14 protein-coding genes and 1 pseudogene are annotated in these 16,622 nt (G+C 56.0%); 11 read left to right on the forward strand and 4 right to left on the reverse strand.

All coding sequences use genetic code 11. The features are described from left to right. Nucleotide 1 precedes the first annotated feature (1 nt). From RUA4292_RS08000 to nqrF, 5 genes are read left to right on the forward strand one after another with little or no spacing between them, the layout of a single operon-like run. Nucleotides 2-1,210, forward strand: a complete 1,209-nt coding sequence (locus RUA4292_RS08000; RefSeq protein ID WP_058277138.1) for an NADH:ubiquinone reductase (Na(+)-transporting) subunit B — start codon at nucleotides 2-4, stop codon at nucleotides 1,208-1,210. Further along, entirely contained in the window at nucleotides 1,203-2,018 is an 816-nt protein-coding gene (locus tag RUA4292_RS08005) for a Na(+)-translocating NADH-quinone reductase subunit C (protein ID WP_058277139.1), read from the forward strand. Before RUA4292_RS08000 ends, RUA4292_RS08005 begins: the two co-directional genes overlap by 8 nt. After that, nucleotides 2,018-2,671: an NADH:ubiquinone reductase (Na(+)-transporting) subunit D gene (locus RUA4292_RS08010; protein WP_058277140.1), complete on the forward strand. Its 654-nt coding sequence runs from the start codon at nucleotides 2,018-2,020 to the stop codon at nucleotides 2,669-2,671. Before RUA4292_RS08005 ends, RUA4292_RS08010 begins: the two co-directional genes overlap by 1 nt. Next, the gene (gene nqrE, locus RUA4292_RS08015) at nucleotides 2,671-3,279 is read left to right on the forward strand and encodes an NADH:ubiquinone reductase (Na(+)-transporting) subunit E (RefSeq protein WP_058272100.1); all 609 of its coding nucleotides are present in this window, start codon (nucleotides 2,671-2,673) and stop codon (nucleotides 3,277-3,279) included. Before RUA4292_RS08010 ends, nqrE begins: the two co-directional genes overlap by 1 nt. Nucleotides 3,280-3,289: 10 nt before the next feature. Then, the gene (nqrF, locus tag RUA4292_RS08020; protein WP_058277141.1) at nucleotides 3,290-4,513 is read left to right on the forward strand and encodes an NADH:ubiquinone reductase (Na(+)-transporting) subunit F; all 1,224 of its coding nucleotides are present in this window, start codon (nucleotides 3,290-3,292) and stop codon (nucleotides 4,511-4,513) included. Between the two features lie 44 nt (nucleotides 4,514-4,557). Here nqrF and tviB read toward each other — a convergent pair whose 3' ends face one another. From tviB to RUA4292_RS08035, 3 genes are all read right to left on the reverse strand, one after another. Beyond that, a complete protein-coding gene (tviB, locus tag RUA4292_RS08025; protein ID WP_058277142.1) occupies nucleotides 4,558-5,841 on the reverse strand; it encodes a Vi polysaccharide biosynthesis UDP-N-acetylglucosamine C-6 dehydrogenase TviB in 1,284 nt (427 codons plus the stop codon). A gap of 12 nt (nucleotides 5,842-5,853) precedes the next feature. Beyond that, nucleotides 5,854-6,867 (reverse strand): GDP-mannose 4,6-dehydratase, encoded by a 1,014-nt coding sequence (locus tag RUA4292_RS08030; RefSeq protein WP_058277143.1) that lies wholly within the window; start codon nucleotides 6,865-6,867, stop codon nucleotides 5,854-5,856. Between the two features lie 83 nt (nucleotides 6,868-6,950). Beyond that, the gene (locus tag RUA4292_RS08035) at nucleotides 6,951-7,475 is read right to left on the reverse strand and encodes a CBS domain-containing protein (protein WP_058277144.1); all 525 of its coding nucleotides are present in this window, start codon (nucleotides 7,473-7,475) and stop codon (nucleotides 6,951-6,953) included. 374 nt (nucleotides 7,476-7,849) lie between these two features. Here RUA4292_RS08035 and RUA4292_RS08045 point away from each other — a divergent pair, with 374 nt between their 5' ends. From RUA4292_RS08045 to RUA4292_RS08070, 6 genes and pseudogenes are all read left to right on the forward strand, one after another. Then, entirely contained in the window at nucleotides 7,850-8,875 is a 1,026-nt protein-coding gene (locus RUA4292_RS08045) for an FAD:protein FMN transferase (protein ID WP_058277145.1), read from the forward strand. 15 nt (nucleotides 8,876-8,890) lie between these two features. Next, nucleotides 8,891-9,127 (forward strand): (Na+)-NQR maturation NqrM, encoded by a 237-nt coding sequence (gene nqrM / locus RUA4292_RS08050; RefSeq protein ID WP_058277146.1) that lies wholly within the window; start codon nucleotides 8,891-8,893, stop codon nucleotides 9,125-9,127. Between the two features lie 75 nt (nucleotides 9,128-9,202). Next, nucleotides 9,203-10,876: pseudogene (locus tag RUA4292_RS08055) on the forward strand (sulfatase-like hydrolase/transferase). 103 nt (nucleotides 10,877-10,979) lie between these two features. After that, nucleotides 10,980-12,497, forward strand: a complete 1,518-nt coding sequence (gene gpmI, locus RUA4292_RS08060; protein WP_058277147.1) for a 2,3-bisphosphoglycerate-independent phosphoglycerate mutase — start codon at nucleotides 10,980-10,982, stop codon at nucleotides 12,495-12,497. Next, a complete protein-coding gene (locus RUA4292_RS08065) occupies nucleotides 12,494-13,624 on the forward strand; it encodes a murein hydrolase activator EnvC family protein (protein WP_058277148.1) in 1,131 nt (376 codons plus the stop codon). The genes gpmI and RUA4292_RS08065 overlap by 4 nt, the downstream gene beginning before the upstream one ends. Before the next feature lie 6 nt (nucleotides 13,625-13,630). Continuing rightward, nucleotides 13,631-14,971, forward strand: a complete 1,341-nt coding sequence (locus RUA4292_RS08070; protein ID WP_058277149.1) for a S41 family peptidase — start codon at nucleotides 13,631-13,633, stop codon at nucleotides 14,969-14,971. A gap of 48 nt (nucleotides 14,972-15,019) precedes the next feature. Here RUA4292_RS08070 and RUA4292_RS08075 read toward each other — a convergent pair whose 3' ends face one another. Beyond that, complete coding sequence (locus RUA4292_RS08075) at nucleotides 15,020-16,546, reverse strand: MFS transporter (protein WP_058277150.1); 1,527 nt, start codon at nucleotides 16,544-16,546, stop codon at nucleotides 15,020-15,022. Between the last annotated feature and the right edge of the window lie 76 nt (nucleotides 16,547-16,622).

The raw sequence follows: 16,622 nt of genomic DNA on the forward strand, positions 1-16,622 counted from the left end.
AATGGGTTTGCGCAACTTCTTTGACCGGATCGAGCCGAACTTTACTAAGGGCGGCAAGTACGAGAAGTATTTCCCCATCTACGAGATGGTCGAAAGCTTCGTCTACACTCCGAAAACCGTAACCTCCGTTGCACCCCATGCGCGGTCCTACGTGGATATGAAGCGGATCATGACCTATGTCGTGATCGCCACGATCCCCTGTATCCTGTGGGGAATGTACAATACCGGCTTTCAGGCAAACTCGGCCATTGCCGCGCTTGGACCCGATTCAGCCACTGGCTGGCGGATCGCCATCCTGCAGATGTTCGGTATCTCGCTGAACCCCGCCAGCATCTTTGCCAATGTGATGCACGGGATGATGTATTTCCTGCCGATTTACATCGTCACTCTGGTTGCAGGCGGTATCTTCGAGGTCATCTTTGCGACTGTTCGCGGCCATGAAGTGAACGAGGGTTTCCTTGTAACTTCCATGCTTTACACGCTAATCTTGCCCGCATCTACGCCACTTTGGCAGGTTGCGTTGGGCATCATCTTCGGGGTGGTGATCGGTAAAGAAGTCTTTGGCGGCACTGGCAAGAACTTCCTGAACCCAGCACTTGTTGGTCGTGCGTTCCTGTACTTTGCCTACCCGGCGAACATGTCGGGTGACACGGTCTGGACGCCGGTTGATGGCTTTTCAGGCGCGACGGCGCTGTCGGTATCCGCATCGGAAGGATATCAGGCGTTGGCCACTGAGGGGCTGACATGGTGGAATGCGTTTCTGGGTCAGATGCAGGGCAGCTTTGGTGAGACATCAACGCTGGCCTGTATGATCGGCCTGGCATTCCTGCTGACGACCCGCATCGCCAATTTCCGACTGATTGTCGGCTGTCTGGCTGGGACCATAGGTCTGACGCTGCTGTTCAACCTCATTGGGTCGGATACCAACCCGATGTTCGCGATGCCATGGTACTGGCACGTCGTCGTCGGCGGTTACGCTTTCGGTCTGGCTTTCATGGTGACCGAGCCCGTTTCAGCCAGCCATACCAACATGGGCCGTTATATCTACGGTGCTCTGATCGGTATCATGGTTGTGTTGATCCGTGTGGTGAACCCCGCTTTCCCCGAAGGCATGATGCTGGCAATCCTGTTCGGTAACGTCTTTGCACCGCTGATCGACTACTTCGTCGTTCAGGCAAACATCAAACGGAGGGCGCGTCGCCATGTCTGATACGCAATCCCCAGAACCCAAGGGCGCGATTGCCAAGTTTCTGGCGGCCTCGCCGGACTCGGTCGGTAAAACGATCTTTATCGCCGTCGCCGTTTGTCTGGTGGCCTCGATGGTTGTGTCAGCCGCAGCCGTAAGCCTGCGCCCGGTCCAGGAAGCCAACGCGCTGAAGGACAAGCAGATCAACGTTCTGCAGGTAGCTGGTGTTTATGAACCCGGCACCGACGTGTCTGAGGCGTTCGCCGCATTCGAGCCGCACGTTGTTGAACTTTCGACGGGTGAGTTCGTCGACGACCAGTTCGATCCGGCAACATTCGATGACCTGGCCGCCGCAAGCGATCCAGAGCTGAGCGTCGCGCTGGACGATGACCCGGCTGGTATTGGTCGCAAGGCGTTGTACCGTGTTGTCTACCTGCTGCGCGACGAATCCGGCGAGTTGGACAAGGTGATCCTGCCGCTGCACGGCTATGGTCTGTGGTCGACGCTTTATGGCTTTATCGCGCTGGAAAACAACGGCAACGATATCTACGGCCTTCAATTCTATCAGCACGGCGAAACCCCCGGTCTTGGCGCCGAGGTGGACAATCCGCGTTGGAAAGCGTTGTGGAACGGCAAGAAGCTGCGGGATGATGCCGGTGATCTGCAGATCACAGTATCCAAGTCGCAACCTGCCGCTGGCCCCGACTTTTATGTAGATGCGCTGGCCGGTGCCACGCTGACTTCGGTTGGTGTTGATAACCTGGTGAAATTCTGGATGGGTGATGCGGGCTTCGCTCCGTTCCTGGCCAAACTGCAAGCAGGAGATTTCTGATGTCCCAGACCAAGAGAGAGATGCTGGTCGACCCGCTTGTCGACAACAACCCGATCACACTGCAGGTGCTGGGTATCTGTTCGGCGCTGGCGGTGACCTCTTCGCTGCAGGTGTCCTTCGTGATGGCGCTGGCGGTTACCTTCGTGACCTCGTTCTCGTCCTTCTTCATCTCCTGCCTACGCAACCAGATCCCGGGCTCGATCCGGATCATCGTACAGATGGTGATCATCGCGTCGCTGGTGATCCTGGTGGATCAGGTTCTCAAGGCTTACGCCTTTGAGATTTCCAAAACCTTGTCGGTTTTTGTCGGCCTGATCATCACCAACTGTATCGTGATGGGCCGCGCCGAAGCATTTGCGATGAAGAACCCGCCCGTCGCGTCCTTCATTGACGGCCTGGGCAACGGAATGGGCTACGGTCTGATCCTGCTGCTTGTTGGCTTCATTCGCGAACTGTTCGGCAACGGGTCGCTGTTTGGCGTCACCATTCTGCAGACCGTCAACAATGGTGGCTGGTACGTGCCCAACGGCATGCTGCTGCTGCCGCCGTCCGCGTTCTTTATCATCGGTCTGATCATCTGGGCCTTCCGCACATGGAAGCCGAACCAGGTCGAAGAACGTGAATACAAAATTCAGCAGGTAGAGGCCCACTGATGGAAGGTCTGATTTCACTGGCCGTGAAGGCCATCTTTGTTGAAAACCTCGCACTCAGCTTCTTCCTCGGGATGTGTACATTCATCGCCGTATCCAAGAAGATCTCGACCGCGCTGGGTCTGGGCATCTCGGTCATGGTCGTTCAGGCGATCACCGTTCCCACGAACAACCTGCTGCTCAGTTATCTGCTGAAGCCCGGTGCGTTGGCCTGGGCGGGTTTCCCTGATGTGGACCTGACCTTCCTTGGTCTGATCTCCTACATTGGCGTGATCGCGGCGATGGTGCAGATCCTTGAGATGGTTCTGGATAAGTACTTCCCGCCGCTCTACAACGCGCTGGGGATCTTCCTGCCGCTTATCACAGTGAACTGCGCCATTCTGGGCGGATCGCTGTTTATGGTCGAGCGTGACTATAACTTTGCCGAAGCAGCCACTTATGGTGTGTCTTCGGGCTTTGGCTGGGCACTGGCGATCACCGCTATGGCGGGTGTTCGTGAAAAGCTGAAGTACTCGGATATTCCGGATGGCTTGCAGGGCCTTGGCATCACTTTCATCACCGCGGGACTGATGGCGATGGCCTTCATGTCTTTCTCGGGCGTGAAGCTGTAAGGAGGGACGAATGGAAACTTTTAGCCTAGGCGTCGTCCTTTTCACCCTGATCGTTGTCGCTTTGGTGGCCCTCATCATGGCCGCCCGTTCGAAACTGGTATCGACCGGCGATGTGAACATCACTATCAACGGTGAAAAAACCATTTCCGTTCCTGCAGGTGGCAAACTGCTGCAAACATTGGCGGCTGAGAAGTTGTTCGTGCCGTCCGCATGTGGTGGTGGTGGCACCTGTGCGCAGTGCCGTGTGCGTGTGCATTCAGGTGGAGGTTCAATCCTTCCTACCGAAGAAAGCCATATCACCAAGCGCGAAGCCTCTTGCGGCGATCGCCTGTCCTGTCAGGTTGCGGTCAAGCAGGACATGAACATCGAAGTTCCTGAAGAGGTCTTTGGTGTCAAAAAATGGGAATGCACGGTTCGCTCGAACGAAAACGTGGCAACCTTCATCAAAGCGCTGACGCTGGATCTGCCCGAGGGCGAGGACGTGAATTTCCGCGCTGGCGGATACATCCAGATCGAAGCCCCTGCGCATGCGTTGAAATACACTGATTTCGACGTGGAAGAGGAATACCGCGAAGATTGGGACCGCTTCAATCTGTGGCAGTATGAATCGGTTGTGAACGAACCGATCGAGCGCGCGTATTCAATGGCCAACTACCCGGACGAAAAAGGCATGATCATGCTGAACGTCCGCGTTGCCTCGCCACCTCCTGGTTCCGAGGGTATCCCAGCGGGTCAGATGTCGTCCTACATCTTCAACCTGAAACCGGGTGATAAGGTCACCATCTCGGGCCCGTTTGGCGAATTCTTTGCCCGCGACACCCAGAAAGAGATGGTCTTTATCGGCGGTGGCGCCGGTATGGCGCCCATGCGCAGCCACATTTTCGACCAGCTCAAGCGTCTGGAAAATCGCGACCGCAAAATCAGCTTCTGGTACGGCGCGCGTTCGAAGAAAGAGATGTTCTTTGTCGAGGATTTTGACACTCTGGCCGAGGAATTCGACAACTTTGAATGGCATGTTGCCCTGTCGGATGCGCAGCCAGAGGACGATTGGAAAGGCTACACCGGCTTTATCCACAACGTTCTGTTCGAAGAATATCTCAAGAACCACCCTGCGCCTGAGGACTGTGAGTTCTATATGTGTGGCCCACCAATCATGAACCAGTCGGTCATCAACATGCTGCTGGATCTGGGCGTGGACCGCGAAGACATCATGCTTGACGATTTCGGCGGGTAAGAAATAAAGAACCAGCGCTCATACGCGCCGGTTTTCTTTTGTGCTCAAAGGCGAAGGTCGCTGGCCTCTATCGGCAGGACCGACTTGACGTCGAAGACCACGCTTGTGTCTTTTCCGAACGCTCTGATTTGCGCGGGCTCTACATCCAAAAACTCTCGATGTGCGACGGCCAAAACGACGCCGTCATAGGCGTGTTCCTTAGGGGTGTCGACCAGGGAAATGCCATACTCGACCTGTGCTTCGGAGGCATCGGCGTGCGGGTCATGCACATCTACCTCAATACCGTAATCCTTCAGTTCGTCTATGATGTCGACGACCCTGGTGTTGCGCAGATCCGGGCAGTTTTCCTTGAATGTCAGCCCCATGACCAGCACGCGCGCCGATCCGACGTCAATCCCGACGCGAGTCATCCGCTTCACCAGTTGCGACACCACATAGCTGCCCATGCTGTCGTTCAGGCGTCGCCCGGCCAGAATGATCTGTGGATGATGGCCGACCGCCTCTGCCTTATGTGTCAGGTAATAAGGGTCGACGCCGATGCAGTGCCCGCCGACCAGGCCAGGACGGAAGGGCAAAAAATTCCACTTGGTTCCAGCTGCGCGCAAAACGGCATCGGTATCAATGCCCAGGCGTCCAAAAATCATCGCCAATTCATTGACCAGCGCGATGTTCAGGTCGCGTTGAGTGTTTTCGATAACTTTCGCGGCTTCGGCTACGCGGATGCTTTCCGCTTTGTGTGTACCTGCCGCGATAATCCGGCCATAAAGCGCATCTACCAAATCGGCAACTTCGGGTGTCGAGCCCGAGGTGACCTTGCAAATGTCCGAGATGCGATGGGCCTTATCACCGGGATTGATCCGTTCCGGGCTGTATCCGACAAAGAAATCCCTGTTGAATTTAAGACCGGAGACCCGTTCGAGCACTGGCACACAGTCTTCCTCGGTCGCGCCGGGATAGACCGTGGACTCGTAGATCACAAGGTCACCTTTTTTCAGAATGTGCCCGACCGTCTCGGACGCACTCAGCAAGGGCGACAAATCCGGTTGTTTGCCCGCCGTGATTGGCGTTGGAACCGTCACGATAAAGGTATCACATCCCGCCAGATCGGAAGGTTCCGAAGTAAAGGTCAATCCTGTCGCAGCGCTCAGATCATTGGGGTCAACTTCCTGAGTGCTATCCTGCCCCGCGCGCAACGCGTCAATGCGTTTGGCGTTGATATCAAACCCAATGACCGCGCCCAGCCCGGCAAAAGCCACTGCCAGTGGCAGGCCGACATAACCCAGACCGATGACGGCAATTTTACGGGAATTGGGGTCTGTTTCGAGCATGCGGTACTCAGTTCATTTTCCGTGATAGTCGCGGAACCATTCCACGAACTGGGCAATCCCGACCTTGAAATCGGTTTGTGGGCGATACCCGGTTAACCGCTGCAACAGATCGGTATCGGCCCAGGTGGCCGGGACATCGCCCATCTGTATGGGAATATAGTTTCTGATTGCTTTCTTGCCGACAGCTTCTTCGATCGCCTCGACGAAATCCAACAGGCGCACTTTGTCGCCATTTCCGATATTGACCACGCGCCAGGGCGCTACGGGCGAAAGGCTATCGCCTTCTTCGATGTCATCTGCGCTGTCGGGGCGCACGGGCGGGCTGTCGATCAACAGCCGGATTCCGCGGACAAGATCATCCACATTGGTAAAATCGCGATACATGTCGCCATGATTGTAGATATCGATCGGACGGTCATCCAGAATGGCATCCACAAACTTGTAAAGTGCCAGGTCCGGGCGCCCCCAGGTGCCATAAACGGTAAAGAACCGGAACATCGTTGTGGGCAGGTTCCAAAGATGCGCGTAGGAATGCCCCATGGCCTCGTTGGCCTTTTTGGTGGCTGAATAGATGGTCAGAGGCGTGTCGGCCTTTTCGACCTCGGTGAAGGGCATCACTTCATTCGCGCCATAGACCGACGAGGTGGATGCCATCAAAAGGTGTTCAACCTCATGTTCGCGGGCAACCTCCATCACGTTGAATGTTCCCACAATATTCGAGTCGATATAGCTGCGCGGATTCTCTAGGCTGTAACGCACACCTGCCTGACCGGCCAGGTGCACGATCACATTAGGCTGAAATTCATCACCAACCTGTTTGAGTTTTTCGTGATTTTCCAGCAAGTCCTCGGTGACGGAAAACCCAGGGTTTTGCAACAGCATCTGATGCCGGCGGTTTTTTAACGCGACATCATAGTAATCAGTCATCCCGTCATAGCCGTGCACCCGGAATCCTTCCGAAAGCAACAGTTTTGCAAGATGGAACCCAATGAATCCCGCTGTACCCGTTACCAGAACGTGCTTCATTTACCCTCGACCTATAACCGAACAAATTTTGGCATCAAGGATACTGTCAGTCAGCCAAGGTCAAGGGATTTCTGCCGGAAGGATTAGCCTACGATCATTTGTTTCATGCGTAACGCTTCATACTCCAGTTCTTTCAGCCGGAAATGAACAACGTCACCGATTGTGACGACGCCGCGCAGTTTGCCGTCGCCAACAACGGGCATGTGGCGAAAACGTCCTTCGGTCATTGTTTTCAGGACATCATTCAACAAATCGTCTGGTGAACATGTCTTGACCTCGCGCGTCATCAGATCCTCAACTGATTGTGGCAGGGTCTGGCCGGGCGTGTCAGCCATGCGCCGGACGATGTCGCGTTCGGACAGAATACCCTGAAGGGTACCGTTCTGATCGGTCACGACCACGGCACCAATCCGCTTTTCACTGAGGGTATTCACGACCGAATGGATCGTGTCGTTTGGGCGCACCGCAAATACAGCATCCCCTTTACCCGCAAGCAATTTTGCCACCGTCGTCTGCGAGTGCGACAGATTGGATTCAACCGATTGGCTATGCGTGCTTGTATCGGTCTTGTCGCCGCGGGTAGGGGGCTGATATGAGGTTGGGGCCATTGGCAATCTCCTCTTATTTTTGAGATGGCTTCCCTTACACCTTACCGCAGCAATGCGATCTGTATAGGGTTCAAATGCCCAAACCGGGGAAAACTGCCGCTAAACAAGGATATCCGGCCTGTTGTCTGACTTGTACCTTACCCCGCCCGTCGCAGTGCTGATTTTCTTTGCCGTGGTCGTATGCGGGCATAACTTTAGAATGGCCTGGAAACAGCAGCCGGTTGGCTGGCAAAAAAAAGCCTGGTTGTTCGGTGTCCCGGCCGGCATTGGGCTACTTATGTTGGGCTTCCTGCCACTAAAGCTGTGAAGTCGGTTTGACTCTGCATAGGGCCGCTGGCATATGCCGGGCACGGTTTTCCTCTGGAGGTCTCTCGATGCACCTTTTGCCTGTTCTGGCTGTTGCAACACTTGTTTCCGGTTGTCTCTTTGACAAAGAACCCGAGGTTGTGCGCCTGTCCGGTGAGACCATGGGTACCACATTCAACATCACCGCTATCGGCACGGATGTGGATGAGACTGCATTGGGCTCTGCCGTCGAAGAGACGTTGGCAGACGTGAACGCCAAGATGTCCAACTGGGACCCCAACTCAGAGGTTTCGACATTTTCGGCGTCGTCCAGCACTGAACCCACCGAGGTTTCCGAAGAATTTGCGCTGGTTTTAGGTGCAGCAAATGACGTGCACGAAAAATCGGGCGGCACGTTCGACGTGACGCTTGGCCCGCTGATCGAACTGTGGGGCTTTGGTCCGCGCAAGCCAGAAGATCCGGTGCCATCAGATGCCGAGATACAGGCGGCGTTGGAAAGCGTTGGTCAGGAACGCTTGCTGATGTTGGACAGCGACAACGGAACTTTGGCCAAATCAGATGCTGGCGTGGGCATCAACCTGTCAGCAATCGCCAAAGGATATGGCATCGACGCGGTGGCTGCGACGCTGCGCGACGCTGGGATCGAAAACTATATGGTCGAGATCGGTGGTGATCTGGTCACCATGGGCCAGAACGACAAGGGTGAGGCCTGGCGGATCGGGATCGAAAAGCCCGAAGCAGGGGCCCAAAACCTGCAGTTGGTAGTTGAGCTGGACAACCTCGGTATGGCGACCTCTGGCGACTACAAGAATTTCTTTGAACAGGACGGCGTGCGGTATTCGCATATCATCGATCCAACAACAGGTCGTCCGATCACGCATCGCACGACCTCGGTCACAGTTCTGGCCGAAAATGCGATGATGGCGGATGCCTGGGCGACGGCAATGCTGGCGCTGGGTCAGGATAAGGGCCTGGAGCTGGCTGAAGAACATAAACTTGCCGTGTATTTCATCTCGCGGGATGTGACAGGCGGCGACGATGCCTATATTACGGTTCACAGTACTGCGTTCAAAGACGCACTAGGCACCAACTGACAGGTAGGAACCGGGATGAGCACCTTTATCATAGCTTTTTTTCTGCTTTTGATCATCGTGGTTGGCATGTCGCTGGGTGTCATGTTGATGGGCAAGACGATCAAAGGCAGCTGTGGTGGTCTGAACGCAATCTCGGGCGCGGACAAATGCGTGGTCTGCCAAAAGGATGTCGACCCGGATTCGCCCCTGCGAGATCAGTTGCAATGCAAACGTGCCAAAAAGATGCTTGAACAGATGGAGCGTCAGGCTTAAGCGCAGATTGCGCTTCGCTGTAGTGATGGTAATGGCTAAATAAACCCCTGAGGCATCTTGCGGGAGGGCGCGGGTTTGGCCAAAGCCAAAAACATCCTGTTTATCATGTTCGATCAGCTGCGCTGGGATTACCTCAGCTGTTACGGGCATCCGCATTTGCATACGCCCAACATTGACCGGCTGGCTGCTGACGGAGTCCGCTGTGATCGGGCCTACATCCAGTCCCCGATTTGCGGCAGTTCGCGCATGTCGATTTATACCGGCCGCTAAGTGCATTCACACGGCGCCTCATGGAATGGCATTCCGCTGAAAGCTGGTGAAATCACGATGGGGGATCACCTGCGCAAGGCAGGCATGGACTGCTGGTTGGTCGGCAAGACCCATATGCGCGCAGATGCGGAAGGAATGGAGCGGCTGGGGTTGGAGCCTGACAGTCTGATCGGCGCGCGCGTCGCGGAATGCGGGTTTGATATTTATGAACGCGATGACGGTATGTTGCCTGAAGGACCCGACGGATTTTATGATCCGGATGGCGCACAGGAATACAATAAGCATCTGGCTGCTAAAGGGTATGAGAGTGACAACCCCTGGCACGACTTTGCCAATTCGGGGCTGGATGAGGACGGCAATGTCCTGTCCGGCTGGTTTTTGAAGAACCCAACCGAGGCGGCCAACATAGCGGAAGAGGACAGCGAAACCCCTTATCTGACCGGACGTGGCATCGAATTCATGGACACCCATGATGGCCCGTGGTGCTGTCATCTGAGCTTTATCAAGCGGCATTGGCCATACATCGTGCCGGAACCTTATGCCTCGATGTACGGGCCGGAACATGTTCTGCCGGTCGTGCGCTCCGACGCGGAACGTCAGAATGCGCATCCGGTGCTCAAGGCATTCATGGATACTAAGGTCGGGCAGACATTCTCGCGGCAGGATGTGCGGGATGCGGTGATCCCGGCCAATATGGGGCTGATCAAACAGGCCGATGACCAGATGGGGCGACTGTTTGACTGGATGGAGAAAACCGGCCGGATGGAGGACACGATGATCGTACTGACATCCGATCACGGCGATTTTCTGGGCGATCACTGGATGGGCGAGAAAACGTTCTTTCAGGACGCATCAACCAAGGTGCCACTGATCATCTATGACCCGTCACCCGAGGCAGACGGAACGCGTGGCACCGTCAGCGATGCACTGGTTGAATCCATCGACCTTGCTCCGACATTTGTGGATGTGGCGGGCGGTGAGATTGCAGGGCATATCCTTGAGGGGCACTCCTTGCTTCCGATCCTGCATGGGCAGCAGAACGAAACACCCCGCCACGCGGTGATTTGTGAGTACGATTACTCTGCATCACCAATTGCAGACATGTTGAATGCCTCTGTCCGGGACGCAGTCATGTTCATGGCAGCCAACAAAAAGTGGAAGCTGATCCACTGCGAAGGCGGTCATCGGCCTATCCTGTTTGATCTGGAAAATGACCCTAACGAGCTTGTCGATTTGGGGAACAGTGCCGATCACGCCGATATTGTTGCCACAATGTACGACCACCTGTTCGTTTGGACACGCCGCCAGTCGCAGCGCACGAAACGGTCGGAACAGCAGCTGATTGCGATGCGGAGCAAAAGCCGGGGCAGGGGGATCGTGGTCGGGGTCTATGATGAAAACGATGCGCCGCTGGACCTGACCGTCAAGTATCGCGGTCGCACGGCGCGTCCGTATACGGATTTGATAAACAAGGGTTGAGCGGACTAAGTATTAAATCTGCACAACCGCGCACAAAATAAGGTTCAATTGCCGGAGGGCAGGCGATACAAGACCGACCAGAGCAGAAATCCGGAGAGCCGCAATGACCGCCCCCAAACCCGTCGTCCTGTGCATTCTTGATGGTTGGGGCCTGTCCGAAGACACTCGGTCTAACGCGCCATTTCTTGCAGATACTCCGACCTTTGATGCGATCATGACCAATGGTCCGCACGCAAACATAATTACACATGGCCCGGATGCGGGCTTGCCCAGCGGCCAGATGGGCAATTCCGAGGTAGGTCACACCAATATCGGGGCGGGCCGCGTTGTTGCGATGGATCTGGGGCAGATTGACCTGGCGATTGAAGACAGCAGCTTTTTCGACAATGCCGCATTGCAGACCTTCATCACAAAGGTGAAGGCAGCGGGTGGAACGGCGCATCTGATGGGTTTGGTCTCGGACGGTGGGGTCCACGGCCATTTGAATCACATCGTCGCGGCCGCCAAGGCTATTACTGATGCAGGCGTTCCGGTGGCGCTGCACGCCATGACGGACGGGCGCGACGTCGCTCCGAAATCGGCATTTACTTACCTGTCCGAGCTTGAAGATCGTTTGCCCGACGGGGCGCGTATCGTCACGGTTTGTGGTCGGTATTTTGCAATGGATCGGGACAATCGCTGGGAACGCGTCAGCGAGGCTTATGATGCGATAGTCAAAGGCCAGGGTCGGGCAGCCAAAACCGCGCATGGCGCTGTGGATCACGCATATAGCCAGTCTGAAACCGATGAATTCATCTCTCCCACTATACTGGAAGGCTACGACGGCATTCAGGATGGTGACGGAGTCTTCTGTCTGAATTTCCGTGCGGACCGCGCCCGTGAAATCTTGCGCGCGATTGGCGAACCGGGCTTTTCGGACTTCGATACCGGCCCGCGCCCGCAGCTTTCCGCCCTGTTGGGAATGGTCGAATATTCCGACGGTCACAATGCCTATATGACAACCGTGTTCCCGAAGCGGAAAATCGTGAACACTTTGGGTGAATGGGTTGCCAAGAAGGGGTTGCGTCAGTTCCGTCTGGCCGAGACCGAAAAATACCCCCATGTCACATTCTTCCTCAATGGCGGCAAGGAAACGCCCGAGGAAGGCGAAGACCGGTTTATGCCGAAATCGCCCAAAGTGGCAACCTACGACCTGCAGCCCGAGATGTCTTCGGCCGAGGTGACGGCGAAGTTTGTCGAGGCGATCGAGGCCGGATACGACTTGATCATCACCAACTATGCCAACCCTGACATGGTTGGTCATACGGGCGATCTGCAGGCTGCTATCAAGGCATGTGAGGCTGTCGATCAGGGATTGTCACAGGTTGTCGCGGCGCTGAACAAGGTTGGTGGTGCGATGATCGTCACTGCGGATCACGGCAATTGCGAGGTCATGGTTGACCCCGAAACCGGCGGGCCGCACACCGCGCATACTCTGAACCCGGTTCCCGTGGCGCTGGTCGGTGGACCAAAAGATGCATCGCTGCGAAACGGCCGTCTTTCCGATCTGGCCCCGACGCTGCTAGACCTGATGGGTCTTGAGCAACCGCCCGAGATGACGGGGAAGAGCCTGCTGTCATGAGGATGCGCGCGCTTATCTTTGCGATGTGTCTTGCGTCGCCTGCCAGCGCGCAGAATGATCCGTCCTCGGCGGCCTTGAATGCTGCGCGCATGCTGGAACAGGCCTCGATCAACCTGACCGAAGCGGATGGTGCCCGCGATCGCGTGCGTGCCCTGACCGAAACCATTCAAGCATACGAGGCCGGGCTTTCGGCGATGCGCGACGGGTTGCGCATGGCGGCGACCCGAGAGGCGCAGCTGACGGCAGAATTGCGGTCGCGGGAACAGGAGGTTGCGCAGCTATTGGGCGTGCTGCAGACCATTGAGACCACAGCACCACCCGTTCTGATGCTGCATCCGTCCGGCCCCCTTGGTTCCGCACGGGCAGGCATGATGCTGTCCGAAGTTACTCCCGGCCTGAACGCGCGCGCGCAGGCACTGGCCCATGATCTGCAAGAGGTCCAGACCCTTAGGAAACTGCAACAAAGCGCTGCGGATACCCTGGTCGAAGGGTTGACCGGTGTGCAAAACGCGCGCACCAGCCTCAGTGAAGCCATCGCTGACCGCACGGATTTGCCCCGTCGCTTTGTCGAAGATCCGGTACGCACGGCCATCCTGATTTCATCAACCGAGACGTTGGACGGCTTTGCCAGTGGATTGTCCGAAATTTCGGAAGGCGAAATTGCCGAAACAGATGCGGATGTCTCTGACCGCAAGGGGCGGATTGAATTGCCGACCCAAGGCGTTGTTTTGCACCGCGCGGATGAGACTGACGCGGCTGGTGTGACGCGCCCCGGTGTGGTTCTGGCCACCCGTCCTCGGGCAATTGTTACAGCGCCAACCGCGGCAACAATCCGGTACCGTGGACCATTGCTGGAACTCGGGAACGTCATGATACTCGAGCCGCAGCCGGGCTTGTTGTTCGTGTTCGCCGGGCTGCAAGATGTTTACGGAGACATGGGCGAGGTGATCCCCGAAGGCACTCCGGTGGGTTTGATGCCGGGTGAATCGCCCGAAATCGGCGCAATTTTGTCAACAAGCAGTGATGGCACTGGAACTGGCCGGTCAGAAACGCTCTATATAGAGGTAAGACAGAATAATAGCCCCGTGGACCCGGAATCATGGTTTCGAACCGACAAGGATGGATAAACGAGTATGAAGAAATTTCTGATGGCCGGTCTGGCCGGAACCGTGGCAGGTGTAATCGCAACTACACAAATTGCTGGTCCTTTGCTGGCGCAAGAGGCTGACCGGAAGGCCAGCGTGTACGAGCAACTGGATCTGTTCGGGGATATTTTTGAACGTATCCGCGCCCAGTATGTCGAAGACGTGGAGCCGGAAGAGCTGATCGAAGCGGCCATCGACGGCATGCTAACGTCGCTTGATCCTCATTCCAGCTATCTTTCGCCAGATGATGCTGAGCAGATGCGTGTGCAGACACGTGGCGAATTCGGAGGATTAGGCATCGAGGTCACGCAGGAAGAAGGCTATGTCAAAGTTGTCTCGCCGATCGACGATACCCCGGCCGACGAAGCGGGAATCGAGGCCGGTGACTTCATCACGCATGTCGATGGTGAAAGCATCCTTGGCCTGACATTGGACAAGGCCGTCGATCTGATGCGTGGCCCGGTCGGGTCGGAAATCGTGATCACCGTCGTTCGTGAGGGCGAGCAAGAGCCGTTTGATATCACCATCATCCGGGACACCATCAAACTAACAGCCGTGCGTGCGCGAACCGAAGGCACCAGCGTTGTTCTGCGTGTCACCACATTCAACGACCAAACTTTCCCGAACCTGCAGGAAGGCCTGAATGAACAGATCGAAGAAGCTGGAGGTCTGGACAAGGTCAATGGTTTTGTCCTTGACCTGCGGAACAATCCCGGCGGGCTGCTGACCCAGGCGATCAAAGTTTCGGATGCGTTCCTGAACGAAGGCGAGATCGTGTCCACCCGTGGTCGTGACCCGAGCGACGGTGAGCGTTTCAATGCAACAGCGGGTGATCTGGCCGAAGGTAAACCAATCGTTGTCCTGATTAATGGCGGGTCCGCCTCTGCATCGGAAATCGTGGCCGGCGCGCTGCAAGACCACCGTCGCGCGATCGTTGTCGGCACCAAGAGCTTTGGCAAAGGATCGGTGCAAACGGTCATGCCGCTGCGTGGCGATGGTGCAATGCGTCTGACGACCTCGCGCTATTACACGCCCTCGGGCCGGTCAATTCAGGCACTTGGCGTCAGCCCCGACATCATCGTTGAACAACCGCGCCCTGCGCCGGATGCCGAGGAAGAGGAAGCCAACGCACGGACACGGTCCGAAGCTGACCTGCGCGGCAGCCTAAACAATGACAGCCTCAGCGAAGATGAAATTCGTCAGATCGAAGAAGACCGCGCCAAAGCCGAAGCCACGGCTGAATTGCGGGAAGAGGATTATCAGCTGGCTTACGCCATCGACATCCTCAAAGGTTTGTCGGCGTTCAATCCCAACGGACCGTCTCAGTAAGACAAACAGGGCCGCCGATACAGGCGGCCCTTTCTGCAAAGGCCAGGATCAGCCCTCAACCTTGTGCAGTTTTTCTTCGTCAAGCATCATCGCCAGAACAATGCCTACCGAGACCGAGATGGCCGCAAAAACAAAGGCCATGTTCATACCCGCATCGAATGCGGCAGCGACGGCGGATTTGACCTTTTCGGCTTCTGCCGAGCTTAGCTTTTCCACTATAGCGCGGGCCGTACCGGTCGTAAGCGTTCCACCGTTGATCGCCTTTTGATCGGTTGCAGACATGTTGATCCCATCCGCAACCAGCTGTTTACTGAGGCTGGACAGGCCGACGACATACATTATTGCGGTCGCGAAGGCGACGGATATAGCGCCGTATACCAGATGGGTCATAAAGCTCAGCCCGCCGACAAGTCCAGCGCGTTCAGGTTTGACGGCGCACACGGCTGCAGTGCCTGATGGCCCAACCGTCAACGTTGCGCCCAGCCCGATCATCGCCATGCCGGGCAAAATCTGAAAATAGCCCAGCCCCGCCGGCAAGATAATAATACTGAGAGCGCCGGTCGTTGCGATCAAATACCCCCAGAACAGCAGGCGCATTGGCCCAAAATCATTATAAAGAGTGCCCGAAACAATCGAGCCAACGGCCAGCAGGAGCGTTAGCGGGGCAAGCCCAATCGCGGATTCAAACACGGACCAACCAAGGACCTTTTGCATGTATTGAGGGAAGTATAGCAGCCCTACAAATGCCGCCGACACGTTGAACATGTTCAGTCCCAGCGTGATCCGAAACTCGCGGTTTTGCATCATTTGAGGCAGTAAAAGAGGCTCTTTCACGCGCTTCTCGACCTGCGGGAAAAAGAAGAACAGCGCGGCGCTGACGAAAAACAACATCAGCAGCGAGACAGACGTCCAGCCCCAGTCCGCACCGATGTCCAGCCCGTAAAGAAGCAAAAGAACAGCAAACGAAAGAATACCTATTCCGGCGAAATCGATATGTTCGCCCTGTTTGTGTTGAGTTTCCCGCTCCATAAGGATCAGGGCCGTAACCATCGAAATGGACGAAAACAACACGTTTGCAAGAAAGAACAAGCGCCAGTCGCCAAAGCTGACTGCGGCGCCGCTGATGAGCGGACCAAAGACATTGCCGCTGGTCACACCGGCGAGGATCATACCCATGATCATGGCGCGGTGTTCGGGGCGCGAGACTTTGGTGGCGCCAAAAGCAAGCGTGCAAGGCCAGACGCAACCCGAACCAATCCCTTGCAAAGCACGCGCGGCGATCAGGAAGTCGAGACTAGGAGAGACAAAGCACATGACGGACGCAAATAGAAAGATTGCCAGCCCGATGATCATCATCTTGCGATGCCCGAACATGTCCCCCATGCGCCCCCCGGCGACCATGGTCATGGCAAAAAACAAGGCGTAGATGTTCAGAACCCACTGGGTACTGGTAATATCAGCGTCAAAGCTGTTTTCGATGGCTGGGACAAGAATAAGAGCGCCGGTAAAGTCGATACCGATCCCGAACCCTGTCACCATCAGAGCGATGACCTTGACGATACTGCTGCGGTCCATTTTGCACCCGGGTTGCTTCGGATGACATTTATGATGCACGGATTTCGCCTGAAAGATAGACAAAGCCTTGGAAACG

The sequence above is a fragment of the Ruegeria atlantica genome (assembly GCF_001458195.1).
Taxonomy (GTDB): domain Bacteria; phylum Pseudomonadota; class Alphaproteobacteria; order Rhodobacterales; family Rhodobacteraceae; genus Ruegeria; species Ruegeria atlantica.